The organism is Edaphobacter flagellatus (genome assembly GCF_025264665.1).
Lineage (GTDB): Bacteria > Acidobacteriota > Terriglobia > Terriglobales > Acidobacteriaceae > Edaphobacter > Edaphobacter flagellatus.
Map to the genome: position 1 here is coordinate 3,556,626 of NZ_CP073697.1, position 25,911 is coordinate 3,582,536.

A 25,911-nucleotide genomic window follows, 5' to 3' on the forward strand; every position below is an offset into this window, starting at 1 on the left:
GGAGTTTTCGTAACTCTTCCATTCTACCGCCTTGATGCGATGAGGATGGTTGGGTCCATAAATATCGTATTGCGATATAATCGCAATACGATATAACGATGACCCACCGAAAAAGTAAGGCCGCATCTCTGGATTGGGCGAAGCTGGCCGATCTGGCCGAGTTCCGCTATCAGCTGCGACGCTTTGTCAGCTTCAGTGAAGCAGCCTGCGAACGAGCCGGGATCTCAGCACAGCAGTATCAACTGCTTCAGGTGGTGGCGACCGTGCCTGCAGGGCAAGAGTCGTCCATCTCCTACATCGCCGAGCGCATGGTGGTGCGTCACAACACCGCGGTCGAGCTTGTGGACCGTGCCGAAAAATCGGGGCTGGTGCAGCGCGTTGCCGACCCAGCCGATCATCGCCGGTCACTGGTCGAGGCGACATCGCGTGGAAACGATCTTCTGGCACAGCTCGTGCCTGTTCACCTGGCCGAAGTCCGGACGGAAAATGGCGATCTTCTCCACAGCCTGGAGCAGCTGATTGGGCGTAAAACATCTTCTTCAAAACGAGGAGCAGAACGATGAATCAGGAAGAATCAGCCTCCAGTTTGCGGGACTACTCGGCAACGAACAGGATGCTGTTCATCAGCGGGCTGGCAGCGATCCTCGGCGTGGCTGGAGCCATCCTGGCGTGGGTGCTGTTAGGCCTGATTCGTTTTGCGACGAACATTTTCTACTACCATCGCCTCAGCTTTGCCGATGTCAGCCCGGCGAACAACACTCTTGGCTGGATGGCAGCCTTTGCCCCGATCCTCGGTGGACTTTTGATTGGTGTGATCGCGCGTTACGGGTCGGAGAAGATTCGCGGCCACGGCATGCCTGAAGCCATCGAGGCCATCATCTTCAAGGGTGGCAAGGTTCCTCCACGCATTGCTGTGCTGAAGCCGATTGCTACGGCGATTGCCATCGGCTCGGGCGGTCCGTTCGGTGCGGAAGGCCCCATCATCATGACCGGCGGCGCAACCGGTTCTCTGATCGGCCAGCTGCTGCGCATGACCGATTCGGAACGCACGACGCTACTGGTTGCTGGTGCTGCTGCGGGTATGTCGGCGACCTTCTCGTGCCCGTTGTCGGCAGTGTTGCTTGCGGTCGAGCTTCTGCTCTTTGAGTGGAGACCGCGCAGCCTGGTGCCGGTCGCGGTTGCATCCGTCACCGCGGGGGCGATTCGCAGGCTGCTGCTGGGACCGGGGCCGATCTTTCCCATGCTGCCGACCACGGTGCCCATCCATCACGCAGCCATGCTGGGAGCGCTTTTCATTGGACTTTTGGCCGCGCTGCTGTCGACAGGGCTGAGTCGCATACTGTATGCGATCGAGGACGTGTTCGAGCGGCTGCCCATTCACTGGATGTGGTGGCCTGCCATCGGCGGCGTTGTCGTCGGGCTTGGCGGTCTGATCTTTCCGCAGGCACTCGGTGTTGGTTATGAAGTTATCCAGAAGCTTGTTACCGACGATGTGACATGGAAGCTGATTCTCGGCGTGCTGGTGATCAAGAGTCTTATCTGGACCTTCTCGCTGGGTTCGAATACATCCGGCGGTATTCTCGCTCCGCTGCTCATGATCGGCGGAGCTATGGGGGCAGCAGCAGGTCATCTGCTAACGCCCGTGTCGCAGGGAGCGTGGGCGCTGGTCGGCATGTCGTCCATCCTTGCCGCGGCCATCGGCGCACCTCTGACGGCCGCCATGCTCGCCGTCGAGTTGACACACAACGGCGGCCTGATGCTGCCTGTCCTGCTGGGCTGCGTGGTCAGCTACGCCGTAAGTGTTCTGCTGCAGCCGCGCTCCATTCTGACTGAGCGGCTAAGCCGCCGCGGCTTCCATCTCAGCCGCGAATACGGCGTCGATCCGTTAGAGACCGTGATGGTACGTGACGTAATGCACACCAGCGTCTTTGCCTTGCCGATGGATGCAACGCGTCAGGATGCAGCCGACTGGCTGAAGAAGATGAATGAGCGTGGCAGCGAGGCATGGTCGCACTGGCAGCGACTCTTTCCTCTGGTGGATGCGGATGGCCGTCTGGGCGGCATTCTGACGCGCGGTCAGATGATCACCGCAGGACGCGACAACAACCTGAAGGGATCGCTACTTGAAGCCGGTAGCGCGAAGCCCGCCGTCGTGGCGCCGAACGACACGCTGCGTTCTGCTGCCGAGAAGATGGCAGAGTTGCATCTGACGTCGTTTCCTGTGGTCAACGCTCAGGGAGCACTCTCCGGCATCCTCACGATCGAAGATCTGCTTTCGGCAAGGAGCAAGGCACGGATGCGCGACAGCGATCGCCAGCGTGTCCTGACGCTGCGCTGGCCGTTTGGAAAGCCGCTTCGCGCCGAGCATCCAATCGATGATCTCGTGGATCGGGCGTACGACAGTGCGGTTCGCGACCAGGAGAGATTGTTGGCGGCCGAGGAAAAGATCGAGAGTGGACTCGACTAAGGTGCTCTACGACGAGACGCCGAACAGCTCTTCCATCTCGTCGTAGAGAAATCCCTCGCCGGGCCGGTAGGGCTGCACCCATTTGCCATCGATAACAAATTGGGGAATCGCACGCTTGCCGACATTGGCCAGCACCAGATCGGCCGCGCCCGGCGTTCTCTCGATGTCCACCTCTTTGTAGGGGATGTTGTGGGTATCGAGAAAGCGCTTGGCCTCACGGCAGTCGCGGCACCAGGCTGCGGTGTAAACGGTCAGGTCCATAGCTTCAGTGTACAAACAGTTTTTCCGCTGCGTGTGTTAGTCAGGAACCTGCCAGCCTGCCAGCGTTTGTGCCAGTGTGATCTCGCCTGTGCCTCCGCTGTTGATTGCGGTTGCCATCTGCGGATAGGCGTTCTGCACATCCACCGTTTTTGCCCATACAGGAACATCTTCGAGCGTGTAGTGGTACGTGACCTTGGTCTCAGGAAATCCGGTGGCACCCTTCGCAGGCGGAGTCGAGCTCTCGATCGAGCTCACCGTGCGATGTCCATAGCAGAAGCGCGGCGCATACCGCTGCCCGGCAGTTGCCACCGTAAATCGCGTCGTCTTCACGGCCGACTCGTAGCTGGCTTCCAGCAGTTGCGACTTCACCAGGGTGTTGAGCTGCTTCGTCATGGCTGGGTCCGATGTCGCATAGGGGAACCGGATATTCGCGAGCAGGCAGTCAGGATGCTCTGTATAGAAGGCATTGATGGTCTGCGTATAGTTCGCTGCCGTCGGCTTGGTCTTGGAATCGCAGCCTGCTGCCAGCAGGATCATCGTCACCGGCAGTAAGGCAGTAAGAAAACGCGTACAGATGGGAGAGGGCTTCATGGGGAACTCCTTCATCGATCATGATGGGAAAAGCGCACTTTGCAGCAGATGGGTGAGATGCAATCCCTGCCGAGTCAGTTTGTTGTCACCGGATTTCTATCGAAAAGGAGATGCAGAGGGGGTAGCAGTAGCCGGTGATCGAACAGCCCTCTTTTCCACGCCTTCCACCGCCCTCCACAGCCTCTGCACCACTCCTGCGCCTTGCCTTGGAAGTCCTGAAACCCTACTCTCACAAAGTGCAACGAAAGTTGTAATGGGCACCCCGAAAAGCAGCGTCAAAACGGTGCGGGAAACTTCGCCTCCAAAGCGGCGATTTGCGGTCTTCCACAGCAAAATCACGGATTTCCACCGCCTTCTTCCCGTTACAGTCAGATAAATAGGGGTATTCCCACTGCCAACACAACATGTTGTGCTTTATACTTGACACACCCCATAGGGGGCGGTACTTTCACCACTGCAAGGGACTCGCGTGAGTTTCGGTAAGACTCACCCCCTCCCTCAAAAATCCGGTTTCCTGTACGACCTTCAGCCGCTCGATTGCCTCCGACACCTGCTCGGCCAGGCCGGATTAGTCAGCGCCCTGAAGTCAAGTTTTAGCCCTCGCCTTGCCCGTAATTTGTGCGAGTTCCGGGGCCAGTACCAATCACGAAACGATCTGCCGCCAAGGCATCAAATATTCATAGAGAAGAAGGAGCAAACTCCCCGATGGCAACGATTCCCAACCAGACCACCAGCGCCGCCTATCAGACATCCTCGCAGGCCTCCGGTTCCACTGGCCGCACCCCGGGACTCACCTTCTCGCGCCACTTCACGCGCCCTGGCGTCTCGCCCTTCGACGAGATCGTCTGGGAGCTTCGCGATGCTGTTATTCAGGACTTCAAGGGCAAGACCATCTTCGAGCAGAAGAACGTCGAGGTTCCCGCCGACTGGTCGATGACGGCGACCAACATCGTCGCGTCGAAGTATCTCCACGGCCAGCTTGGCACCCCCGAGCGCGAGACCGGCGTCCGCCAGCTTGTTACCCGCGTCGCCGAATCCATCCGCGACTGGGGCATCGAAGGCGGCTACTTCGCCTCTGCCCAGGATGCCGAGACCTTCTTCGCCGAGCTCTGCCACCTTCTCCTCAACCAGAAGGTCGCCTTCAACTCGCCCGTCTGGTTCAACGTCGGTTGCGACCGCCTGGAGCCGAACTCCGACGCACAGAACTGGCACTGGAACCCGCACACCTGCGCCGTTGAGTTTTCCGTCACCGGCTACAAGAAGCCGCAGTGCTCGGCCTGCTTCATCAACTCCGTGCAGGACTCGCTCGACTCCATTCTCAACCTCGCCAAGACCGAGGGCATGCTCTTCAAGTGGGGATCGGGCACCGGCTCGAACCTCTCCAGTATCCGTGGCTCGAACGAGACACTGAGCGGCGGCGGCACCGCCTCTGGCCCGCTCTCGTTTATGCGTGGCTTCGACGCCTTCGCCGGCGTTATCAAGTCCGGCGGCAAGACGCGTCGCGCTGCGAAGATGGTCATCCTCAACGTCGACCATCCCGACATCATCGACTTCATCGAGTGCAAGCAGAAGGAAGAGGCCAAGGCCTGGACCCTCGTGCAGGCTGGCTACGATGGCTCCGGCCCTGACTCCGAGGCCTATAGCTCCATCTTCTTCCAGAACGCCAACAACTCCGTCCGCGTGACCGACGAGTTCATGGCCGCTGTCGAAGCCGACGCTACCTTCGTGACTCGCACGGTCAAGAACCGTCTGCCCGTGAAGGAGTACCGCGCCCGCGACATCATGAACAAGATTGCCGAAGCCACCTGGCAGTGCGGCGATCCCGGCATGCAGTACGACACCACCATCAACCGCTGGCACACCAGCAAGAACTCGGGCCGCATCAACGCCTCCAATCCCTGCTCCGAGTACATGTTCCTCGACGACTCGGCCTGCAACCTTGCTTCCTTCAATCTCCTGAAGTTCCTCACACCGGGAGGTCAGTTCGATATCGCCAGCTACCGTCACGGCATTGCCGTCGTCACCACCGCGATGGAGATCATCGTCGATGCTGCTGGCTATCCCACGGAGTCGATCGCGAAGAACTCGCACGACTACCGGCCGCTTGGCCTCGGCTATGCCAACCTCGGCGCGCTGCTGATGGCCTTCGGCCTCCCGTACGACTCCGACGCTGGCCGCGACTTCGCCGCCACCGTCACCAGCATCCTCTGCGGCGATGCCTACTGGCAGTCCTCGCGCATCGCCGAGCTCTGCCCGCCGCTTGGAGCAGCCACACCGCTCACGCAGCAGGCGCACATCGCCGGCGGAGCCTGCCCCGGCTTCTACGTCAATCGCGAGCCCTTCCTCGACGTCATCCGCATGCACCGCGCGGAAGTCAACCGCATCGGTGCGTCGTTCGATTCGCCCGAGCCCTTCGTCGCTCCGCAGCTCGACGAGATGATCGAAGCCTCGCGCCACTCCTGGGACGGTGCTCTCGCTCACGGCGAGCGCTTCGGCTATCGCAACTCGCAGGTCACCGTGCTTGCGCCTACCGGCACCATCGGCTTCATGATGGACTGCGACACCACCGGCATCGAGCCCGACCTCGCCCTCGTCAAGTACAAGAAGCTCGTTGGCGGCGGCATGATCAAGATCGTCAACAACACCGTCCCCTCGGCGCTCTTCAAGCTCGGCTACACCAACGCCGAGGTCGACGCCATCGTCAGCTACATCGACGCCACCGGCACCATCGAGGGCGCGCCCCACGTTCGCCCCGAGCACCTCGCCGTCTTCGACTGCTCCTTCAAGGCCGCCAAGGGCACCCGCTCCATTCATTACATGGGCCACATCAAGATGATGTCCGCCACGCAGCCCTTCCTCTCCGGAGCCATCTCCAAGACCGTCAACCTGCCGCACGACGCCACCGTCGACGACATCGCCGAGGCCTACATCGAGTCCTGGCGCCAGGGCCTCAAGGCCGTAGCCATCTACCGCGACGGCTCCAAGGGCTCGCAGCCGCTCAACGTCTCCGCTGAAGACAAGAAGACGACCAAAACCGAGGCTGTAGCCACCGTCGACAACTCTGCCGTCCTCGCCGCTGCCGAGTCTCGCCTCAACGCGCAGGCTCTGCAGATCGCCGACCTCGAGCAGCAGATTCGCCACGTCACCGAGGCCGCCACGCAGAACGCCGACGCCCCCGACGCTCAGGCTCCGCCGCGCGCCGTCCGTCATCGCCTGCCCGCCGAGCGTGCATCCGTCACGCACAAGTTCGGCCTCTCCGGCCACGAGGGCTACATCACCGTCGGCCTCTACCCCAACGGCCAGCCCGGCGAGATCTTCATCCGCATGGCCAAGGAAGGCTCCACCGTCTCCGGACTGATGGACTCCTTCGCCACCGCCGTCTCGCTCGCCTTGCAGCACGGCGTCCCGCTGCGCGTCCTCTGCGAGAAGTTCGCCCACACCCGCTTCGAGCCCTCCGGCTGGACCGGCAACGAGCAGATCGGCTACGCCAAGTCCATCATGGACTACATCTTCCGCTGGCTGCAGATCCGCTTCCTCTCCGGCCAGCAGCTCTCCCTCTTCGCAGGACTCGCCCCGCAGCAGGCCGTCCCGGTCGAGGGCAGCGTCAACGCTCCCGGCAACCACGTCATCTCCTCGCTCAACGCCGCAGCCGACTCGCACAAGGAAGGCTACTCCGCCGTCGAGCAGAGACCCGCGTCTCTCCCCGGCATGTACACGGAGACCTACACCACCACACCGCCGCAGCAGGGAATCGCCCCCGACTACGCCGCACCGCCATCCCGCGGAGCCGAAGGATCGACTTCACCCCTCTCCATGGAAGACCGCGGAATCTACCACGCGGCCACAGCCATGAAGTCCATGGTCGACATGGGAGACGCCCCAAGCTGCTCTACCTGCGGAGCCATCATGACCCGCAACGGAAGCTGCTACCGCTGCATGGAGTGCGGAAGCACCAGCGGCTGCAGCTAGAAAACTAGATAGAAGGAAGCATAGACGGCGGCTGGCTGGTGTCAGCCGCCTGCGCTTTAAGCCAAGTAATGCTGATCAATTTATCAACGTGGCAATGGGCAAAAGATGTGCAGCGTCATCCGGACGATAAATTTCTGGATGCGATCAAAGCACGTCTTCTATCAGATTTCGATCAGACATTTGAAGTAATCAAAACTCAAAAGCTCTTATCTCGTTCGCGTGATACTTGTTTGACAGAAGAAGTGTGTAATCAACTAGAAGCCTGGGCACTCAAAGCTCCGCTGTCGGGGGCAAGGCGATCAAAAATTCGCAGACACTGCCGACTTACAGTTGCATTTCAACAAATGGCATCAAGTTTACGTGATACTACAGCCAAACTGAATATTTGGGCTTTGAATTACGACGATCTCTGCACAGTCGTATTAACCTCGCTCGAACTTCTCGCTTTATCACTACGACAGAAAATGAAATCAAGCGCGGACTCAATCGGAGATGACCTTGAAAAGCGGATGCAGCGCACCAGGGACAAACAATTTGTTCTGCGAGATATCATAGATAAGGGGCTAGTCATTATCAATGAAGGGAAAAGACGTTGCGCTGCGCAATCAGATAGTGAGGTAGGTTCTTCAGAAGCGTTTCTGGAATCTATCGATGTGGCAACGAACACCGAATCTTTATTCAATGTTTGGGACGCGTATTCCTTTTCACGAGCTCAGGTAAGCCTCCTTGGTAAAACCATCCGAGTGCATAAGCCCACAAAAGAATGGCTTACTAGAACGGAACGCTTCATAAGTCGTTCACATACTCAAGACGTCATGGCGCAATCTAAACACGCGACAAGGTTTCTCAAGATCCATGACAAATCTGTTCAGGAAATTGATGTTTCAATGTACCCTACATTCGGCCAATTGTTAGCTTCAAATGACGGCAAGAATTTGGCGGGTCTTTTGCGGGCTCCCACTCTAGAATTTGCCCAAATATTGGAATCCCAAGTTTCCTCATTGGTAGATATTGGCCAGCGCGTTCGGATTGGAACCGAAAAATTTATATATAAAGAGCTTATTTCAGCTTGGGCATCTGTTTATGCTCTGGCTTTTCTAGCGAGAATTTGGGTTAGCGCTTGGCATGAGGTACAGCCAGAAGTAAAGTCGGCTTTTCTAGGGATCAAGGAAATTGAAAAAACAACAAGTGAGATAGCTGGATTTCCGTTAAGACCTGAGCTTTTTTATTTGTTTGTTTCTCGTTTTGAGGATAGAAATTTTCAAGACCTTTTCTATAAACCTCTTGTAGTAACTAGCGAAGATAAAATACAAATCCCTATTTCTATAATCGAAATATCGCGTTTTGATAGAAATCTTTTACACATGATCGCCAAAGAAGTAAATGAGTCGTTGGCGGTAAAGGGCAGGAAGCCGATTTCGAAGCTACGGCAAAAATTTATATCTGCGGGGTTCAAAGTAATTCTGAACTATCCGCTAATCGACTCAAATGGCAATCTGTTGACAGACATCGATATTATTGCCATGAAAGACCGCCACATCTTTCTTTTCCAGTGTAAAGTCCTAGAGATCTCAGATAGCTTATATGAGCTATGGAAAAATGAACAATCTCTTCGGCGAGCAGCTGCGCAGATGCGGCTGTCGTTAGACAATCTTGACATTTGTAAAGATTTGCTGCGTAAATCACATGGAATTAGCGGAGATGAGACGATAACTCCATTCATCCTGACGAATGTCTTATCTCACGCTGGAGAGAACATAGAGGGTTTTAGGGTGGTTGATTTTAGTCATCTAGAAAACATCTTAGATGGTGCATTTACAAAAGCCATGAATTTGCAGAGCGATGAGATTGTTAATCTGTACTCGCCACTTAAAGGAAAATTTCCCTCAGCGAAAGAGTTAATCGATCTCATTTATAAATTCGATTTGGCTTCTAGCCCGTCTCCCAGGCCATTCCTTGAAAACACTCTTCAGATAGGAGGCTGGGAGATAATCATTCCCGCAAGAAAAGCTGACTTAGGACTCGGAAAAAATGTGTAGTGCCGTACGGGTGGTTAATACAGTGGCAGTTATCATCGGAGGGGTTCGATCATTAGAGTGAAGTCTGAACCCTGGGCGGGTGCCTCATTCATGCGGTCTCATCGCATGGGTGGGATCATTCGAGCGAAGCTCGAACGCCTCGCTTAAGGGCACGGCTTCAGCCGTGCTGCAACAGTCACTAAATAAGAGCGGCTTCAGCCGCTGAGGTACGTTTTACCATTCGAGTGAGACTCGAACCGCTACTTCCCCAACTCGCTCCACTGTCCGACGCATCTAAGGAAGAAGAGGGGGCAGTCCTATGCGCTATGAATTCCCTACACGATACCTCGCGATCCTCACCTTAGCCTTTGCCGTCTGCAGCCAGAGCGTCTCGGCCCAGAACGCCCAGACCGCTCCTGCGGCATCCCAGACCCCGGCCCAAGCCCAGACCCCATCGCAACCCCAACCCCGCAGCCCCGGCGGCGATGTTGGCAGCGGAGCCGGTGACATCGGCAAGGGCGCCGCCAAGGGAACCGGAGCCGCAGCCGAAGGAGTCGGCAAAGGCGCTGGCGATCTCGTCACCCTCCATCCCGTCGACGCGGCCGGGAACGTGGGCAAGGGTGCAGTTGGCGCCGGAAAGGACGTCGGCGTCGGCGCCGCCAAGGGCACCGCCAAAGTCACTAAGGGCACAGGTCGCGGCATCGGCAAAATCGTCCATCGCGGCCATCACGATGAGCCAACCCCGCCCCCATCCAACCCACAAAACTAAATCCACAATTGGCCGCGGCTAGACGAGTACCTCAGCGGCTGAAGCCGCCCCATATCCCACATTGGGAACGGCACGGCTGAAGCCGCGCCCTTAAGCAAAACTCCCGGCCGGTTACTGTGATCAACGGCACTTGCCGCGCTCTCCCGCGCAGATTAACCTAGCTCCGGTCCCCTTGCTTTCATTTTGCAGTACTGGAGAACGGATTTATGCGTCGCTCTGTTCTGGCAGTCCTCAGCCTTGCTCTTCTCGCTGCGCCGTGCGCCTTCGCGCAGCAGCTTGTGAGCGTCTACGTCACCAGCGACAACAACGGCTTCAGCGCGCCGGGCGCGAACGACTCCGCGATCGACCTGCAGAAGTCTCTGGCCAACAAGAAGTCCCTGCGCGTCGTCAACTCCGCGCAGGAGGCCGATGTTATCGTTCGCATCGACTCCCGCGACTCGCACAAAGAGGTCGACGGCTACACCAGCAACCGCACCACCAGCGACGACGGACGTTCCTCCACCCGAACCACCACCCAGAACGATAAGACCGTCCGCAACCTCCACGCCACACTGATGGCGGGCAGCTACACACAAGCCCTCGAAGCCCAGAGCGAGATGAGCTGGCGCTTCGCCGCTGACAACATCGCCGGTCAGATCGATCGCTGGACTCGAGAAAATTACGCCAGGCTGATGTCGCAACACGCCGCAGGCGGAAATGCCACTCCACCCCCGTCCGCGCAAAACTCTGCGCCGCCTCCCGTACAGACCGATGAAGCCACGATCCATCCCGGCATGACTCCCGACCAGGTCACCAGGGCCCTCGGCGAGCCGCAGAAGAGGGTGAACTTCGGAACCAAATCCCTCTGGACGTACAAAGGCATGCAGGTCGTCTTCGACAGCGGAAAGGTCACGGACGTAAAGTTCTAGGGCGCACGGCTCGAACGCTGCGGTCTCCAAAGCTGTCAACCCCCAATTCGTTGCAACTTGATGAAAGCAAAAGAGAACCGAGTTGCCGATAAGTTACTCTCCATCCGCTACACTTAAAAAAGAGCCGAAAAATGCAAAGCTCCAGCCACGTAGCCTGACCGCTGGCCGCAAAAAGGTAACCGTCGCTGTAACCCTCAATCTTTGAATACTTTGCAGGAAAAGGTACAGGGGAGGGGGCATACAGGCCCCGGCGAGTCCGTAGGAACCACAACTTCTCCACACGCCGATGCGTCCTATCGCGTAGGAGGAAGACACCAATTCCATGCGCCGATTCCTGATCTGCTGTGCTCTGGCTCTCACGATTACAACAGCCCACGCTCAACCCCCGCCTCCCGGGCCGATGATGGCTCCCCCTCCTCCTCCAAATGAAGTGATCGGCCCCATTCCAGCGCAGCACCCAAACTGGGTCTGGCGCGGCGGCTATTATCGCTGGTATCGCGGCCAATATGTCTGGGTTCCAGGATCGTACATGCGCCCGCCGCGCCCCGGTTATCGCTGGTATCCCGGCCGTTGGCGCCAAACCCCGCGAGGCTGGGTATGGGTGCCAGGCCACTGGCGCTAAAGCAGAACAGAGCGATTCGGCGGCGAGCATGCTCTGCCGAATCGCTCCGCAGCCGTCACGTATCATCGAGAGATGACTGCTGAAGAACGCGCAAAGAAAATCAAAGTTCTCATCTTCGACGTCGACGGCGTCCTCACCGACGGCCAGATCTTTGTCATTCCCGGCCCGGATGGCAAGGGAATCGAATCGAAAGGCTTCGCCGCTCACGACGGCCTCGGCATCTCGCTCGGGCGCCTCGGCGGCCTCCGCATTGGCATCATCACCAAGCGTAACTCGCAGACCGTTGCCATCCGCGCCCGTGACCTGAAGCTCGAATTCGTCTACCAGGGCCAGGCCCACAAGATGGAGGCAGCCAAAGACATTCTCGCCAAGACGGGTTATTCGCTCGATGAGATGGCTTATGTGGGCGACGACATTATCGACCTTCCGGTCATGCGTGCCTGCGGGCTTTCCATCGCCACGGCTAACGCAAGGCAACAGGTCAAAGATGCAGCCCATTACATCACTCCCAATGCAGGAGGGCAGGGAGCAGGGCGCGACGCCATCGACTTTATCCTCTCGGCACAGGGCTCGCTGGAACGCGTCATCGAAGCGTATCTCGACTACGAGAATCCAGCAGCAGGAGTTGCTGACGTAGGTGTTGGGAATATGTAAATTGTTGGCAGCATTGCCACTGGCGCTAAGCGAATAAAAAACGAACAAATCGAGCTACAATAGCGCATGGCTTCCCCTGCCGTAGTCGCTGAAGCGCTCGAGATTCCTGCCGCATTGGCGTGGGCGCATCCGGTAACGGCGGAGTGGTTTGTGCGCCGCTTCGGATCGCCCACAGAGCCGCAGGAAGAGGGCTGGCCTGCGATTCTTGCGGGTGAGGCGACATTAATCTCTGCGCCTACCGGAAGCGGCAAGACACTCGCTGCGTTCCTTGTTTGTATCGATCAGCTGTTGCGTCATGCGATTGCCGGAACGCTAGCGGCAACGACGCAAGTGGTCTACGTCAGTCCACTCAAGGCGCTTTCGAACGATGTTAAAAAGAACCTCGAGCAGCCATTGCGCGAGATTCAGCAGCTTGCCTTTGAGCGCGGTTATCTCTCAACAGAGATTCGCGCTGCCGTCCGCACTGGCGACACGCTGGCCAAAGAGCGTGCGGCCATGCTGCGTAATCCGCCGCACATTCTGGTGACGACGCCGGAGTCGCTCTACATCATGCTGACTGCCGGCAAGCCGCGCGAAAATCTGCGCCGTGTCCGCACCGTTATCGTCGATGAGATTCATGCTGTCGCCGATGACAAGCGTGGTGCGCATCTTGCACTCTCGCTGGAGCGCCTGGACGCTCTCGTCTGCGGTGAGAACAGACTCTCACCCGGCCAGTGGCTGACTGGGCTGGCTACGCCTCCGCAGCGAATCGGTTTGTCGGCAACGCAGAACCCGATTGAGCTGGTCGCCGATTTCCTCACGGGTGTTCATCCTGAGCGGCGGCCTGCGAAGATCGTTCAGGTGGGGCAGCGCCGCCAGCTTGATCTTGCGATTGAGGTGCCAAGCGACGAACTTAGTTCCGTCCTTACTACAAAAATGTGGGAAGAGGTCTTCGACAAGCTTGCAGCTTACACGCAGACGCATCGTTCCACGTTGGTCTTTGTTAATACACGCCGGCTTGTGGAGCGCATTGCCTTTGCACTGGCCGAGCGGGTTGGTGCAGAAAACGTCGCGGCGCATCACGGTTCGCTTTCGCGCACGTTACGTCTCGATGCTGAACAGCGGCTGAAGAGCGGCGAGATCAAGATTCTTGTTGCGACTGCATCGCTGGAACTCGGTATCGACATCGGCGATGTTGACCTCGTCTGTCAGGTTGCGACCACGCGCTCTGTCGCTGTCGCGATGCAGCGCATTGGACGCGCTGGGCATTGGCGTGGCGCTGTTCCGAAAGGGCGCTTCTTCGCGACGACGCGCGATGACCTGGTCGAGCAGGCTGCGCTTATTCGCAAGATGCGCGCTGGCGAGTTGGACAGACTTGAGGTTCCGCCTGAGCCGATCGACGTGTTGATGCAGCAGATTGTTGCTGCCTGTGGAGCTGAGTCATGGAAGGAAGATGCGCTTTTCAGCATATTCACGCGCGCTCTGCCGTATCGTCATCTCACACGTGCGCGTTTCGATGAGATCATCGGACTGCTGACAAACGGTATCGAATCCAGCCGCGGCCGTTATGGAGCCTATCTGCTACGTGACGGCATCCACGGCGAGCTTCATCCGCGTCGCGGTGCACGTATGACGGCGATCTCCAATGGTGGAGCGATTCCGGAGACGAACGTCTACTCGGTTGTGTTGCAGCCCGAGGGAGTGCCGATTGCTACGCTTGACGAACATTTCGCTGTCGATTCTTCGCCAGGGGATGTTGTTCTGCTTGGCAATGCGAGCTGGCGAATTCAGCGTATTGAGGCTGCGGGGCGTGTGCTGGTCGAGGACGCACATGGCGCGCCGCCAACGCTTCCGTTCTGGTTTGGCGAGGCTCCGCAGAGGACGGCTGTGCTCTCTGATGGCGTCAGTGAGCTACGTGAAAAGGTTTCAGAGCTGACTCGCAACATCACACCCGGTTACATATCGCCCGCCGATTCCGAAGTTGATACAGCGATTGCATGGCTGATGGAGAACTGCGGACTTTGCGCGGGCGGCGCGATGCAGTTGATCTCGTACATCGTTACCGGACGCGCTGTACTGGGCAATGTGCCGACTAAATCCAGCATCATCGCAGAGCGTTTCTTTGATGAAGGTGGGGGCATGCAGCTTATTCTGCATACGCCCTTTGGGGCACGCATTAATAAAGCCTGGGGACTTGCGCTGCGCAAGCGCTTTTGCCGTGGATTCAACTTTGAACTGCAAGCTGCTGCAACCGACAACGGCATCAATATCTCACTGGCCGAGCAGCATAGTTTTCCATTAGCCGATGTTTTTCAGTTTCTTACCGAGCATACAGCCAAGGAGCTGTTGGAGCAGGCGTCGCTCGCGTCGCCCATCTTCAAGACGCGCTGGCGCTGGGCAGCAAACCGCAGCTTGCAGCTTCTTAGAAATTCCAAGGGCAAGCGCATTCCTCCACAGATTCAGCGCACACGTTCGGAGGATCTGCTGGCCAGTGTCTTCCCGCAGGCTGCGGCGTGCTTTGAAAACATTGAAGGCGACATTCAGATTCCCAGCCATCCTCTGGTCGATGAGGTCATGAAGGATGTGCTGCAGGAAGCGATGGATCTGGAGGGACTGATCGACGTACTGCGCGGTATCAAGAACGGCAGTGTGCGTTGCCTCGCTGTCGATACGCCGGTGCCGTCGCAGTTCGCGCACGAACTGCTGAACGCGAACCCGTATGCCTATCTTGATGAAGCAGGTCTCGAAGAACGCCGCGCCCGTGCCGTTTCGCTTTCACGTGCGTTGCCGGCAAGTGTGCTTGAGGAAGCTGGGCGGCTCGATCAGAACGCGATCGACGAGGTGCGGCGTGAGTGCTGGCCGGATATTCGGGATGAACACGAACTGCACGATCTGCTGCAGGCGCTTGTCCTTCTTCCGTTAGAGTTTTTTGCCGGCAGGGCAGAGGCGCAGCATTGGCCAACGCTTTACGAGCGTCTTGTGCGTAATGGACGTGCGCATACCGTCGAACACGATGGGATTGTGTGCTGGACCTCATCTGAGCGCGAGGCTTATGCCGCCGCCTTATTTGATTCAGGTGCGGATGCCATAACAAGAGAGCATGCGCTGAAACAATGCGTGCAAGGCTGGGTGCAGATTTTGGGACCCACAACGGCGAACAGTTTTGCGGCAAATCTTGGCATCGATCCGTCCAGTATCTTCCAGGCTTTTCTAGCGATGGAGATGCAGGGACTTCTGATGCGCGGCATCTTTGAACACACGAAGCCTGAGCACGACTACGACATTGAGTGGTGCGAACGCCGCATTCTGCAGCGCATCCATCGCCGCACCCTGCATACGCTGCGCAAACAGATTGAGCCTGTCGCCCCTGCGGTATACATGCGCTGGCTATTGGAATGGCAGCATCTGGCTCCGCAGACGCAGCTATCCGGTGAAGAGGGAGTACTTCAGGCGCTGCATCAGCTTGAAGGGTTCGAGGCACCGGCTATTGAGTGGGAGCGTTCTCTGCTGACATCGCGTGTAGCCAACTATGATCCGAAATGGTTGGACGCACTGTGCCTCTCAGGGGCTATTGGCTGGGGGCGCATCTCACCGCATCCTGCGTGGTCGAATGCAGATGGAACAGGGCCGCGCCGCGTTGTGCCGACGAATGCCGCGCCGATTACTTTTTACATTCGCGAGACAGCAGAATGGCTGCCGCATGCACTCGCTCGCGAACGGGTTGAGGAGGCACGCCTTAGCGAGTCTCTCAGCAAAGAAGCGCTTGACGTACGTTCGCTGCTGCGCGAGCGTGGTGCCTGCTTTGCAAGCGATATTCAACGCATTTTAGGTTTCTCGAAGTTCCAGACGCATCAGGCGTTGTGGGAGCTTGCGACGGCAGGTCTCGCTGCTGCCGATGGATTCGATCAGCTGCGTGTCATCATGGATCCTCGCCGCAAGCAGGCCAGTCATGCAGCGGCAGGCCGCAGGCCAGTTCGATCGAGTGCAGGCCGGTGGTCGCTGCTCACTGAGGATGCACACACAGCCCCCACGGCTATTGAGCAGGCTCGTCGCACTGAGGCCGCACTTGAGTCTTATGCGAGGATGTTGCTTGCACGTTATGGCATCCTCTTTCGCGATCTGTTGACGCGAGAGTCGAATGCTCCGCGCTGGCGCGATCTTGTGGGCGTATTGCGGCGTCTTGAGGCCCGTGGAGAGTTGCGGGGAGGTCGCTTTGTTACCGGTTTTGGAGGAGAACAGTTTGCCCTGCCTGAAGCTGCCGATTCACTGCGTGCTTCGCGCTCGCGGGAGTCATCAGCAGTTGTAACGGTCGCAGCTGCTGACCCAGCCAATCTTGCAGGCATCGTGCTGCCGGGGGAGCGTGTCGCTTCCATTCCTGGTAGACAGGTTTGTTACCGCAATGGCCTGTTGCACCTTGAAGGACAGGGCGCTGAGGCGGCCGATACAGTCCAAACAGTTGCAGAGGCTGCGGCTATCCATTTACCGATCTTTTAATGATGTTGAAAATAGCGATGTCAAAAAGTGACGAAGATACCCCCAAGCAAATGGATAAGCCACCTCCTTTTGAGGAACTGCCACAAGCTCTTGCGCCTGAAGACTTTTATTACGAAGGCCCTTATCTTGTCTTTACAGAGGCATATCATCGGAAACGGGGCTATTGCTGTAACAGCGGCTGCCGCCATTGTCCGTATCGATAACCTCTCCTCTTATCTTGTGGCCTGCTTTTGCACTCGGATATAGTGAGTCTAGCCACCCTAACGGATGACCGAGATCACACACCAGCAACAGGACACTCGTCTTGCGAAGTTCTACCGGCGAGCCACGCTGGTTTACATGGCTGTTGTCGCCTTCGTAACGCTGATCTATGCGTTTATCAACATTAAGATAAAGGCCAACTGGGCGATCGGTGATTGGCTGATTAATTACAGGGGCGGTTTTGTGCGCCGCGGGCTAACCGGAGAGATTGCGCTCCGTTTGTCTCACCTATTGTCCGTCTCCCCGCTTATCATCGTTGCTTTGCTTCAACTCTTCTTCTATGCAGTGATCCTTTATGCAGTATGGAAGCTGCTGGCGAAAACGAACTGGAGCCTGTGGCTTGTCCTCCTGATCTTTTCACCGGCAACGCTGGCATTCCACGTCCTCGATCCAACGGCCGGGTCGCGTAAAGAGATCATCCTCTTTGCCGGCCTTGGTGTCCTTTTACTGTGGTTGCTGCATGGAGCTAAACATTATGTCGCAATCGTTGTGTATCTGACAGCGTTGTGCACTAGCTGTGTCTTAAGTCACGAAGCGCTCATTGTCTTTCTTCCTTACACCCTTGCAGCACTTTTAATCTGCATGAAGGATGTTGCCCAAGTTCTGAAATTTACATGTATTCCCGTGATCGTCACCCTGCTTGCGACGTATTCGGTGGTTCATCATCCGGGGAATCAAGCGTCGGCAGACACGATCTGCGCATCACTCTCGCAACCCGTGACTATGCCGCTTAGTGGACTTTGTGGCGGAGCAATCCAGGGGCTTGCCTACAGCACCGCAATGGCTCGGCAGGATGTGATTGATTATGAACGAGGCTTTCACTACAGCACGCTCTACTCGATCACGGGACTGCTTGCTTTGCTTCCGGTACTTCTGGCATTTGCGACGTTGTGGCGATATCCTGCGTTGCGCCGAAACCTGACCGTTCTAGCTGGAGCGGCGTTGATCTCCGGGCTGGCTTCGTCCATCCTTTTCGTCTACGCAACGGACTGGGGACGATGGATTTATATTCACGTATTCTGCATCTTCCTGATCTTGCTGGTGATGGATTATAAACGCCAATCTGATCCGACGACAGTGGGGCCTGAGCCGGTATTGACTACAAGTCGTGCGAAAAATATGGTGATTGGCACACTGATACTAATCTATGTCTTTTGCTGGGATCTTCCGCACGTTGGCCTGTATAGTGGGCGCTTCGGATACTTCGGGCTAATTCAATACTTCGTACACTATCGCCAGCTTCACCCTCATCTGTAGCTAGTGCTTCGTTCCTGCATCAGGTGGCAGCGGAGGAGGTGCCGTGCCAGCGGCGGCGATTGGAATGCCTTTAGTCCTCATCTCCTGCGCATTCTTGACCAGTAAAAGTACGCGAGGATCTTTACGGTAGCGGCCGAGAGCGCTGTCATAGGTCATGTGATCCAACACGTCGAAACCTGCTTCGCTGGACATCGTGAGGAAGTGAAACATCATCTCTTCATCACCGCGCTCTGCATAGAGGCGTGCCAGTTCGAAGCAGAATCGGGCATGGTCCTCTGGAGACAACATGCGTGCTGTGACACCGACCGTGCTGTGATGCTCCATCAGGTTGGGATCGAGCTTCAGAGCGATCTCATATTGCTTTCGCGCGTTATCAAAATCCTTCTTTTCGAAGTAGGCCGTGCCGAGATTCGAATGATATGTGGATGAATCCCTATCCAGCTTGATGGCCTTTTTATAGTTACTGATGGCGTTATCGAAACGCCCAGTCAGATATTCGATTGCGCCGAGATTATTCCAGCCCTCTGGGTTTTTCTTCTGCAGCTTTACTACGCGGTTGAAGTAGTTTTTTGCAGCTGCCGGGTCACGCAGCTCAATCTCTGACACGCCGAGTTTGTTCAGCAGACGTACTTCGTTGCCTCCGCGGCGCAGAGCAAACTCGTAGTAATCCATTGCGTCAGCGAGGAAGCGGCGGGCACGCAGAATGTCGGCTGCGCTCTCCAACTGCGCGGCTGTGGCCGATGTAGGATCAGGCAAATGCGACCGCACGGAATCCCATACCGGGTTCTGGTGATCCAGAGTGCGCACTTCGTCGCGTGTCAGTTGATGAATTTGTTGCGCGACAACCGGCGAAGCGGCAATTAAAAGGACTACTGCGGCGATGAAGAGAAGCGAGAGACGAAGCGTTCGGATGAACATGACATACCTCCGAAAAGGTACGCACACATGATCTGCCTCCGCTCAGATGCTGTCAATGACGCTTTGTCACTAAAGAACCGTCATCTGTAACGGGTTTCCAAGTCATTTTCTCAATTTATTGACCAGTCGCCGTGGATACAGTCTGGGGTGCGGCAGCAGGGGCTTGAATTCGCAGGGCTAGCCTAGGGAAACTGAAGCTTCCGCCTGCGTCGTCAATCACATTGACCTGGCAGATGTAGACGCCGGGCTTCAGCTGGGACAGAGGCACGTCGAACTGAAAGGCGACAGCTTCCCGGTCGGGTATATTCACGGCATCTGCCTCGACCAGTGGGGTCTCGTAGACCTTCACCCCTCCACTCAGAAACTCGATATTTGTCAGTACTTTGACGGCGCCTGCCGGCCGGCGGTTAAGGCCGGGCGAAGGTGCAGGCGCCGTACTATCGGCCTTCTGACGCGTCGGGTCGTAGACCTCATAGAGCAGATACAGGTGCTGATCCTGTCTGAAGACGTGGGGCACGTTGGGAATCCATTCCACGCCATCGCGAATGAGTGGATTTGTCGCCTTTTTCGCTGTATTCGGAGTCTGCTGGCTAGCCAGAACGATAGAGCTTAGCTTCAGAGGAATCTTCTTGAGATCCGGTACCTGCAAATCGGTCTCAAAGCTACCCATTCTTCCTGTCTCGTTCTCGCGCACCACAAACTTCAGGTGATAGCGACCCGGCGCCAGTGTGAAGCCTGTGGAGTATTGGATGTTCTTTCGCTGTACCTGCTGTGTCTGATCGAGTGCCAGCTTGATCGTGTCGCGCGCATTGCCCACGATAATGCCCTGCGCATTCTTTATCTGGCCGATGACGTCGATCGTTGCCTTATCGCGATCACCATTTTTAACGAAGGGAATCTGGGAGCCGGGAACGATCAGGGAAACAGGGATGAAGAAACGATTATCTGCCAATCGGAAGTACAGGGCCTGAAGATATAAAGCGACATCTGTGGCTGGAAGATCGCTACGCATCTGCTCGGTGAGAGCCAGTTCACGGTCTTCAGTCTTCTGGTGCTGGAAGTCTGCTGGGGCATAGTAGCCCGGGCGATACTCCAGCTTAGCGTCGTTGCGATTCAACTTGACGGTCAGGCGGCGATACGAACCGTCGCGTGCCGTGTTGCTCGAGCGATAGCCAAGGATGTAGTAGGCCTCCGTGTCGCGCTGAATCTGCTGAAAGACTGGACCGAAGTCGTTGGAGTCAAAGAAGGCTTTGCCGCCAGTGTCGCTGGATAGTGTAGCCAGAACTTCCTGCGAGCCGAAATTGGTATCCAGCTGGCTCTGCATGGCGCCGCCGCTGTAGGCTGCCGTACCGCGCAGGCTCCCTTTAGAGGCATCACCTACGGGCGGAAGTGCCTGTAGCCCCCGCGAGTCCACGCTATAGATCGCCATATTGGCACGAACAGCAGCGTTGGTGGCGGCACGCATGCTGGCCTGATTTTCAATGCCTTGTCGTGTCAACCCACCAGAGAAATAGAGTAGGCTTTTGCGCTGGTCAACCCGCTCGAGACTTTTCGCAATGGTGCGGATTGCGTAGAGCTCGCGATCCGTATTCAGCGCGTTGTATTCAGAGTCATCAGCCGTAAAGCTGGATGAGTCGTCCGATGTGCCTCCGGAGTTGCCGCCTTCATTGCCGTTTGCGAATCCTGTACCTTCAGTCCCGTTATAACGTCCGACCCCGCGCAGCAGAGCCGCTTTATCTGCGGTAAAGTCCTGATCCATGCTCAATGCTGTCGACATGCTGACCAGAGCGACCAGATCTGCGGGCTGCATCTTTTTATTGATATAGTCCGTTGCCGATTCGACGGCCCGGTCTATGTCTTCTGGCTGCATGCTGCTCAGATCGAAGAACATGACGATAAGTCGATGATCTTTCAGCTGTTTTGGATCGGCAGCGAAGTTCCCGTTCACCAGATCAGCGATAGAGGCTGACTTGCCGCTCACCGTCGCATTTTCATTCAATGCAACGGCTTCATCGACAGTCTGAAAGTCGAAGCTCGAAATTGCCTGAGGTTTGCCGTTTTCGAGAATGGTGAAATCGCTGGCTTTGAGCCCTTTTACGATGGCTCCAGTTTTCTTGTCCCGCACGACGACATTCGTTAATACGATATCGCTCTGTATCTTCAGGGTATACGTGCCGTCGCCGGCGGCCTGCTGCCCATACGCCTCGCAGGATGTGGTGACTGGAACTCCTGCCAGTATGCCTGCCAGTGCTGCTGCTGTTGCTCGCCGTGTGATCGTTGCCTGTCGCATGAAAGTCGCCATGGTGGTTAGAACCTGTATCGCGCTAGGAAGGTGATGCGGCGCATGGAGGCGGCCGATGTTACTTGCCCGAATGTGCGGGAGTTCAGTGTCGTGTCGATGCCTGCGTACTGCACGGTATTGAAGACATTGGTTGCCGTCATCCGAGCTTCAAAGGACCGCGTATCTCCTAGGGACACGGTTTTTGCCAGCGATGCATCCGCCGCAACCGTTCCAGGGCCTTCAATCGAGCCGCGTGATGCGGTGCCGAATACATTGGCCGGAGTCTTGAAGGCAGCCGCATTGAACCAATCGAGGATCGTTCTTCCGCCTGGAATCGGTTGCGAAAAGACGCGATCAGGTCGTAACGAATTGTTCGTGCCTGTAGCTGTTTCTGCCACGGTCGCCGTGTAGTGCGGAGTGTAGTACGTTCCGGTAGCGAAGGTGAAGTCTCCCGAGAGTGAGAAACCGTCAAGGGCCTTCGACCAGAAACCACCTTTCGACAGCAGGGCGCGATTGGGTCCAAAGGGAAGCTCCAGAACCCAGTTGCCGGTCAGTTTCTGACGAATGTCAAAGGAACTGTTTCCTTCCTCTGCCGCAAGATCCTTGTCGTTTTGGGCTGGTACAGCAGTTGAGCCTCCGATAGAAGATGCGTTATCGATTGAGTGGCCGTACTGGTACGTTGCCTGCAACGAGACCCCCTTTTGCATACGCTTGCGGGCATTGATGCTCAATGCATGGAAACGGGAGAAGCCAAGCGAGTCTTCGTAGTTGAATGGTTGTACCGTGGGATTCAATACGCTGCTCGCCGTACGGTTCGGTGCGCGCACGATGTCGAGATTGCCGCCTTGCGCACCGTTATAGCCAACATTGAGGACGATACCCATTCCCAGTGTGCGCTGAATGTCGAGGTTCCAGACCTGAACATTTCCCAGTCTGTAGTTCAGGTTCACGCTGTAGTTGTTCTGCACTGCCGCCGTTGAGCAGTTGAATGCATTGACCAGCTGCAACTGACCACAACCCTGCTTATTGGCAATGTTGGTTTGTGTAACAGCAAAGGGCGGTTGGAACGCAAGTTGCCGTGCGAAGCTAGCGGGTTGTTGCGTGTTGTAGTTGATGCCATAACCGCCACGAACCACCATCTGTGTGAACAGCTTGCCCTTTGGCCTGTATGCGAACCCAATGCGTGGTGAAAACATGGATCTATCGGGGGCGACCAGCGATTTTGGGAAGGCGGTTCCACTGTATGGCCCAGTCTGTCCCGGTTGTACGGCTGCGATCTGTGTGAAGTCAGCATTGTGATCGAGATTCACCAGGTGATTGTTCTTCTCGATGTATGGCGAGAAGTATTCATAGCGGAGGCCATAGTTCAAGGTCAGGTTTGGTAGAAGGCGCCAATCGTCCGTTGTATATAGATCAAACACATTTCCACGTAGATAGGCTTTGTTGAGGCCTGCCTGTACAGCTGCTTGCTGCGGAAGGCCAAGCAAAAAGTCGGCAAAACCGAATCCTCCCGTAGAAGAAGCGCCTGTTGTCTGCTGCGTGGCATATCCGGTAAATGTAAATGCGCCCAACGGACTGGCACCGCTTTGCAGATTGCCGGGAGCCGTGAGGCTGTCGACATGCACCCGGCGAATGTCACCGCCAAAACGCAGGTTGTGCTTCTTGTGGCTCCAGCTTATGAAGTCAGAGAACGAGATGGCTTGGTTGATGAGGTCGCTGGGGGGTGTTGAGTTTACAGACGTAAGCCCTGGGAACGTTAAGGAGGGCACACCATAGTAGAATCGGTTTCCCGAAATCGCCGAGTTGCCGACTAGAATTCCTGCATCGGTTGCAGGGTTATCGCTGCCATTCGTGAAATAGTTTAACGTCGTTGCGTGTGATCGATTCCATGTGACGGTGGCATTGTTCGTTAACCGGCCGTACCCGATGGTGTAACCAGCCGAAATGTTGTAGCCGTCTGAGGAGGTCGACCCTCCCAGTGGAAGGAAGATATTGCGATTATCCGATGCGGAGTGACTATAGCTTCCGCCGAAGTTGATGTTCTGACGCAAGGTCTTTGGAGCGTTTGCCTGCTGACGTCCACCGCCGCCTCTTCCTCCAAATCCACCGAATCCAGAGTTCTGCCCGAAGTTCCTTACATATCGTAGTGATGCGCTTCCAGAGTTCTGACCAGCAGTTGTAATTGTCTGGTAGTTGTACCCTTGAGTCCCGGTTGTAGGAATATTCGGCGCTGGATAAAACTTGAGTAAAGAAAGAGCCTGTGGACTGATGCGATTCTGGCAGATGACGTTGAGCGCTCCGTTGCACTGAAATTGCTGTTGGGTCGTTGGATCGTAGATGGTCTGTCCAAGCTGCGAGAAATCGCCACTGCGTTCCGCTACTGTTGGCACGGTGCCATACAGATTTTGCGGATTCGAGTTACGCTGTTCTGTCACATTGAAGAAGATGAATTGCTTTGTGCTCGCTTTGAATAAGCCAGGGATAGAAGGAGAGCCTGCGAAGCTGACGCCGAAGCGATTGGAACTATAGGACGGCTTGACGACCGGTGCTCCCGTCAGCGAGAAGTTCGTTGCATCCAGCGCACCGTTTCCGCCCTGATAGAAGATGGCTCCATGCGGCTGGGTGGGATTGAAGCCACGGCCACCTCTGCCGCCGCCTCCACCGCGAATCATAAATCCTCCTCCGCCCGGGCCACTTGGACCTCCTCCGCCCGGACCTATCGCTATCATGCCACCCAGCATCCCAGCTACCGCGTTTGCCACATCTGCCTGAGATCCACCCTGCTGCCGTGCACGAGCCAAAGCGTCTTCCACTCGCTGACGAATCTCGTCTTCATTGAAATTCGCAAGACCGTTCGTCTGCCCCATCTGACCGCTTACCGCAACAGAGTCCGTCGCGGTGGAGTCATTCCCGAGTCCAGCGAGGGAGGGCATCTGTGCTCCCGCATTGCCTGTGCCCGCGCTTGCATCCGCCAGGTCTGAAGCGCCACCGGTTACGTTCAGCGACTGCATGCCACGGCTTACCGCGCCTGCCAGTGTCGTCGACGTAGTGCGCTGCTGTTGCTGCTCTACCCGCGAAGCAAGCTGCATGGTGAAATCGGCAACCTGTTCACGTTTGCCGTTATTTTCCCCGGCCGCATTGATTAAAACTTCCTGCGTCTCGCTGGCAAAAGCGGCAAGTTCTGTCTTCACAACATAGCGCCCATTGCGAGGGATGGCCATTGCGTATGTTCCGGCGGCGTCCGTTGTTGTTGCGTACTTTTTGCCAGTGAGCGTATTGGTCGCAGTAATAGAAACTCCAGGCAGGGGCACCATGCCTGCCTTTACCGTGCCGCGAATTGTTCCACCAGTAGCGGCCTGGGCTGGAGTCGGCTGAGAGGGGGTATCGGAAGCCGGTACAGGCTGTGACTGTTGAGGCAGCGGTGTAGAGGGAATGTCTGCCGTAGCGCTCTGCGCAATAGCTACTGCGCAGCCAAGCAGCACACTCACCACCGTTGCTCCCATTTGAAAGACTCTGACCACAGATCACTCCGTCCTAATGCATATTGGGAAGATGAATCGCCCACAGGTTGCAACTATTGCTTCGGAGCAGGAGATGCCGTTCCAGACGCCCCTTCGCCATTGCGGTGCATCCGTTGTGTCATCGCAGTGGGTGGTATGACGGCCAGAGTCGTTGGCACGAAAACACCATGCTTGACTGAGCCCTGTCCCGTAACCATATCGCCCACTTTGATCTCGGCTAACGTAATGCTCTCCCCGCCGGTGTTGACTTGCCCTGCTCCTGCAGATTGTCCTGGCATGGAGCTGAAGCTATTTCCATTTGCCGACTGATAGTTCCGTCGTCCGCCGCCTCTGCGGAACGAGGTTGTTTCGTCCACTTCGATCACCTGAGTTACATTATCGGGACGCAGTATCGTCAGCTTCACCTCGTCGATGGCCGTTACTTTGCCAGCTATGTATTCCTTGCCTAGTCCTTCTCGCAGCTTCTTCACCTGCTCGGCATCCATCACGGCGACGAAGAGCGCATGCACGGTCTTCTTTGGAGCGTCCAGCTCGCCCATGGCGCCGACGCCATCGCCCACCTTGACATCTGTAGGTTTAAGCGGCTCCCGGTTCTTCATCATGCGGGTGTTAGGACTCAAGGCGACCTGATAGGTCTCGCCTGCATCGGTCTTGATCGTCAGATGATCGGATGCAGTAGCGGTTACTGTCCCACGTACCATCTGCCCGTTCCCAAGCGCCATCTCGCCGCGTCCGGGAATCTCCTGCGCTGCTGCAGCGCCTGCCAATCCTGTCGCAATCAGTATTGCCAATATTCGTCGTCCAAAAACCGGTTTCATTGCCATCCTCTTCAATCGAGAGACCTTTGCTCATACAGACGAGCCGGACTCCGGAAAGACGCTGGTTTACGAAAACTTATCGCCATCCCGGGGTACATTTCTCTGGATCGTTACACTATCGCT

At 56.6% G+C, this 25,911-nt stretch carries 17 protein-coding genes; 11 read left to right on the plus strand and 6 right to left on the minus strand.

The genetic code is table 11. From position 1 onward, the window contains the following. Positions 1–98: 98 nt before the first annotated feature. Both KFE13_RS14865 and KFE13_RS14870 read left to right on the plus strand, forming a co-directional pair. A complete protein-coding gene (locus tag KFE13_RS14865) occupies positions 99–563 on the plus strand; it encodes a MarR family winged helix-turn-helix transcriptional regulator (RefSeq protein WP_260703879.1) in 465 nt (154 codons plus the stop codon). Continuing rightward, positions 560–2,467, plus strand: coding sequence for a chloride channel protein (locus KFE13_RS14870; RefSeq protein ID WP_260703880.1), 1,908 nt, complete (start codon positions 560–562; stop codon positions 2,465–2,467). The genes KFE13_RS14865 and KFE13_RS14870 overlap by 4 nt, the downstream gene beginning before the upstream one ends. A gap of 6 nt (positions 2,468–2,473) precedes the next feature. Here the strand turns inward: KFE13_RS14870 and KFE13_RS14875 are convergent, their stop codons facing one another. Both KFE13_RS14875 and KFE13_RS14880 read right to left on the minus strand, forming a co-directional pair. Next, a complete protein-coding gene (locus tag KFE13_RS14875) occupies positions 2,474–2,728 on the minus strand; it encodes a glutaredoxin family protein (protein WP_260706976.1) in 255 nt (84 codons plus the stop codon). A 36-nt stretch (positions 2,729–2,764) separates the two neighbouring features. Next, positions 2,765–3,319 (minus strand): hypothetical protein, encoded by a 555-nt coding sequence (locus KFE13_RS14880; protein ID WP_260703881.1) that lies wholly within the window; start codon positions 3,317–3,319, stop codon positions 2,765–2,767. Between the two features lie 705 nt (positions 3,320–4,024). Here KFE13_RS14880 and KFE13_RS14885 point away from each other — a divergent pair. From KFE13_RS14885 to KFE13_RS14925, 9 genes are all read left to right on the plus strand, one after another. Further along, on the plus strand, positions 4,025–7,288 hold the full coding sequence (locus KFE13_RS14885; protein ID WP_260703882.1) for a vitamin B12-dependent ribonucleotide reductase: 3,264 nt from the start codon (positions 4,025–4,027) through the stop codon (positions 7,286–7,288). Between the two features lie 68 nt (positions 7,289–7,356). After that, entirely contained in the window at positions 7,357–9,327 is a 1,971-nt protein-coding gene (locus tag KFE13_RS14890; RefSeq protein WP_260703883.1) for a hypothetical protein, read from the plus strand. Positions 9,328–9,625: 298 nt separating this feature from the next. Beyond that, positions 9,626–10,075, plus strand: a complete 450-nt coding sequence (locus KFE13_RS14895; RefSeq protein WP_260703884.1) for a hypothetical protein — start codon at positions 9,626–9,628, stop codon at positions 10,073–10,075. A 206-nt stretch (positions 10,076–10,281) separates the two neighbouring features. After that, positions 10,282–10,983 carry a hypothetical protein gene (locus KFE13_RS14900; RefSeq protein WP_260703885.1) on the plus strand — a complete coding sequence of 234 codons (702 nt, stop codon included), beginning with the start codon at positions 10,282–10,284 and terminating at the stop codon, positions 10,981–10,983. A gap of 322 nt (positions 10,984–11,305) precedes the next feature. Next, positions 11,306–11,605 (plus strand): hypothetical protein, encoded by a 300-nt coding sequence (locus KFE13_RS14905; protein WP_260703886.1) that lies wholly within the window; start codon positions 11,306–11,308, stop codon positions 11,603–11,605. A 72-nt stretch (positions 11,606–11,677) separates the two neighbouring features. Continuing rightward, entirely contained in the window at positions 11,678–12,259 is a 582-nt protein-coding gene (locus tag KFE13_RS14910) for a KdsC family phosphatase (RefSeq protein WP_260703887.1), read from the plus strand. Between the two features lie 66 nt (positions 12,260–12,325). Then, entirely contained in the window at positions 12,326–16,732 is a 4,407-nt protein-coding gene (locus tag KFE13_RS14915; protein ID WP_260703888.1) for a DEAD/DEAH box helicase, read from the plus strand. A gap of 50 nt (positions 16,733–16,782) precedes the next feature. After that, on the plus strand, positions 16,783–16,935 hold the full coding sequence (locus KFE13_RS14920) for a DUF5522 domain-containing protein (protein WP_260706977.1): 153 nt from the start codon (positions 16,783–16,785) through the stop codon (positions 16,933–16,935). Between the two features lie 136 nt (positions 16,936–17,071). Next, positions 17,072–18,250: a hypothetical protein gene (locus KFE13_RS14925; protein WP_260703889.1), complete on the plus strand. Its 1,179-nt coding sequence runs from the start codon at positions 17,072–17,074 to the stop codon at positions 18,248–18,250. Here KFE13_RS14925 and KFE13_RS14930 read toward each other — a convergent pair whose 3' ends face one another. The 4 genes from KFE13_RS14930 to KFE13_RS14945 form a co-directional block, all read right to left on the minus strand. Continuing rightward, entirely contained in the window at positions 18,251–19,168 is a 918-nt protein-coding gene (locus KFE13_RS14930) for a tetratricopeptide repeat protein (protein WP_260703890.1), read from the minus strand. It lies immediately after the preceding gene. 115 nt (positions 19,169–19,283) lie between these two features. Continuing rightward, complete coding sequence (locus KFE13_RS14935; RefSeq protein ID WP_260703891.1) at positions 19,284–21,458, minus strand: VWA domain-containing protein; 2,175 nt, start codon at positions 21,456–21,458, stop codon at positions 19,284–19,286. Between the two features lie 17 nt (positions 21,459–21,475). Next, complete coding sequence (locus KFE13_RS14940; RefSeq protein ID WP_260703892.1) at positions 21,476–24,970, minus strand: TonB-dependent receptor; 3,495 nt, start codon at positions 24,968–24,970, stop codon at positions 21,476–21,478. A gap of 53 nt (positions 24,971–25,023) precedes the next feature. Continuing rightward, positions 25,024–25,788, minus strand: a complete 765-nt coding sequence (locus tag KFE13_RS14945; protein ID WP_260703893.1) for a DUF5666 domain-containing protein — start codon at positions 25,786–25,788, stop codon at positions 25,024–25,026. Positions 25,789–25,911 lie beyond the last annotated feature (123 nt).

Bases quoted from the DNA above. Each gene is read 5' to 3' on its own strand.
- KFE13_RS14865 (WP_260703879.1), top strand. From the start codon at position 99: ATGACCCACCGAAAAAGTAAGGCCGCATCTCTGGATTGGGCGAAGCTG.
- KFE13_RS14870 (WP_260703880.1), top strand. From the start codon at position 560: ATGAATCAGGAAGAATCAGCCTCCAGTTTGCGGGACTACTCGGCAACG.
- KFE13_RS14875 (WP_260706976.1), bottom strand. From the start codon at position 2,728: ATGGACCTGACCGTTTACACCGCAGCCTGGTGCCGCGACTGCCGTGAG.
- KFE13_RS14880 (WP_260703881.1), bottom strand. From the start codon at position 3,319: ATGAAGCCCTCTCCCATCTGTACGCGTTTTCTTACTGCCTTACTGCCG.
- KFE13_RS14885 (WP_260703882.1), top strand. From the start codon at position 4,025: ATGGCAACGATTCCCAACCAGACCACCAGCGCCGCCTATCAGACATCC.
- KFE13_RS14890 (WP_260703883.1), top strand. From the start codon at position 7,357: ATGCTGATCAATTTATCAACGTGGCAATGGGCAAAAGATGTGCAGCGT.
- KFE13_RS14895 (WP_260703884.1), top strand. From the start codon at position 9,626: ATGCGCTATGAATTCCCTACACGATACCTCGCGATCCTCACCTTAGCC.
- KFE13_RS14900 (WP_260703885.1), top strand. From the start codon at position 10,282: ATGCGTCGCTCTGTTCTGGCAGTCCTCAGCCTTGCTCTTCTCGCTGCG.
- KFE13_RS14905 (WP_260703886.1), top strand. From the start codon at position 11,306: ATGCGCCGATTCCTGATCTGCTGTGCTCTGGCTCTCACGATTACAACA.
- KFE13_RS14910 (WP_260703887.1), top strand. From the start codon at position 11,678: ATGACTGCTGAAGAACGCGCAAAGAAAATCAAAGTTCTCATCTTCGAC.
- KFE13_RS14915 (WP_260703888.1), top strand. From the start codon at position 12,326: ATGGCTTCCCCTGCCGTAGTCGCTGAAGCGCTCGAGATTCCTGCCGCA.
- KFE13_RS14920 (WP_260706977.1), top strand. From the start codon at position 16,783: ATGGATAAGCCACCTCCTTTTGAGGAACTGCCACAAGCTCTTGCGCCT.
- KFE13_RS14925 (WP_260703889.1), top strand. From the start codon at position 17,072: ATGGCTGTTGTCGCCTTCGTAACGCTGATCTATGCGTTTATCAACATT.
- KFE13_RS14930 (WP_260703890.1), bottom strand. From the start codon at position 19,168: ATGTTCATCCGAACGCTTCGTCTCTCGCTTCTCTTCATCGCCGCAGTA.
- KFE13_RS14935 (WP_260703891.1), bottom strand. From the start codon at position 21,458: ATGCGACAGGCAACGATCACACGGCGAGCAACAGCAGCAGCACTGGCA.
- KFE13_RS14945 (WP_260703893.1), bottom strand. From the start codon at position 25,788: ATGAAACCGGTTTTTGGACGACGAATATTGGCAATACTGATTGCGACA.